The 1,902-nt window shown below is 33.7% G+C and carries 2 protein-coding genes; both read left to right on the top strand.

All coding sequences use genetic code 11. From position 1 onward, the window contains the following. Positions 1-238: 238 nt before the first annotated feature. Positions 239-967, top strand: a complete 729-nt coding sequence (gene adeR / locus FTV42_RS16540; RefSeq protein ID WP_180039224.1) for an efflux system response regulator transcription factor AdeR — start codon at positions 239-241, stop codon at positions 965-967. Then, on the top strand, positions 957-1,902 hold a 946-nt coding region (locus FTV42_RS16545), incomplete at its 3' end, for an ATP-binding protein (protein WP_180039225.1). The genes adeR and FTV42_RS16545, both read left to right, overlap by 11 nt.

Consider the following 1,902-nt stretch of genomic DNA (forward strand, 5'->3'; position numbering starts at 1 on the left):
CGGACATTTTTATTGGTGAGAATATAGACACTTTAAATGGGTTCTAACACTCTCGTTTCGTATAACAGCCATTATGTTAAATGAATGATAATTGACATTTTGTTCATTAATACTGATATGCAACGAATTTTATTATATGTCACCCCTCAATTACAAATATAAATGACTGCTCGTCTAATCATCTCCATTACACAATTAAATGTTAAAATGCATAGCTACTTCATCTAAGATAAAATATATGTATCCAAATCTACAGCACAGCTTCGAAAACAGCGTCATTCTCGTTGTAGAAGATGATTATGATATTGGTGACATTCTTGAAAAATACATAAAAAATGAAAACATGCAGGTCATCCGTGCATTGGATGGACAACAAGCTTTAGAGTGCCTAAAAGCCAACTCTATCGACCTGATTCTCCTTGATATTAAATTACCCAAACTAAATGGCTGGGAAATTCTACAAATCATCCGTCAAACAAGTCATTTACCTGTCATTATGCTGACTGCCTTAGATGATCAAGTGAATAAGATCATGGGGCTAAAAATGGGTGCTGATGACTTTATTATTAAGCCATTTAACCCAAACGAAGTGATTGCACGAATACAAGCCGTACTTAGACGAAGTACAAGCCAAAATATGGAAATAACTAATATTATTCGTTATAGAAATATTGAAATTAATCCAGATCATCATCAAGTTTACATTTCAAATGGTCAAAGAAATCAGTTGCTCAACCTTACGTTAACTGAGTATAAGATACTGTTTTTGATGGCAAAAACACCGAATAAAGTCTTTACACGTAATGAATTGATCCAAAACTGTATGCCTGAAAGTGATGCTTTAGATCGCCCTGTAGATAGCCATATCAGCAAATTACGCAAAAACCTTGAAGAAAATGATGTAAATGGCTTATTAATCCATGTCCGTGGCGTGGGGTATCGCTTAGATCAAAGTCATGAAATTTAACTTTTTTAAAAATTCTGTTGGAATTAACTTCCAGTTTATTATCATGATGAGCCTATTCAATTTAGGCATTACGCTGTTATCTTTCATGATTGGCTATTTTGTTTATAGCTGGGCGATAAAAATAGGTTTTCTAAATACACAAGTTATTAATTCAAATGAATTTTCAGTTACCTCCGTTGACTTTATCTGGCTGTTTTTAGTGCTATTAACAGGCTTTTTTCTTTCTACTATCCTCGCCTTTAAATATGGAAAACGCTATACACAGCCAATTAGTGATTTAGCAGATGTTATTCAACAAATTCAACAAGGCAATTTAGCACTCAGAATTAAACAGCCACATCATGATATTCCACATGAAATCAAGTCTCTTATTGAGAACTTCAATGAAATGGCAAACCAACTTGAAGTATCAGTTAAGAATTCAACTGTTTGGAATGCTGCAATTGCACATGAATTACGAACACCTGTGACAATATTACAAGGTCGCTTGCAAGGTATTGTCGATGGTATATTTATTGCCGATAAAGCTTTACACCTAAGCTTATTGAACCAAGTCGAAGGCTTATCTTACCTTGTGGAAGATTTACGGACACTGACACTTATTGAAAATAAACAATTACGATTAGAACTAGAAAAGACCAATTTAAAAAATAGTATTGAAAAATGTCTGCAGATGTTTAATGAACGGTTTCATGTTAAAGGTTTAACTATTGTTTTAAATTTGACGGATAAATTGGTTTGCGTTGATATAAGAAGGATGGAACAGGTCTTTATTGCATTGTTCTCTAACTTTCTAAGATATTCGAATGCTGGAAAAATAAATATTACATCTGTAACCACAGCAGAACATTGGGTATTGACGTTTGAAGATGAAGGTCCTGGTATTGATGAATCGCATCTTAAACACCTGTTCAAACCCTTCTATCGACTGGAAG

It is taken from the genome of Acinetobacter sp. YH16052, assembly GCF_013417155.1.
In the GTDB taxonomy this organism is placed as follows: Bacteria; Pseudomonadota; Gammaproteobacteria; order Pseudomonadales; family Moraxellaceae; genus Acinetobacter.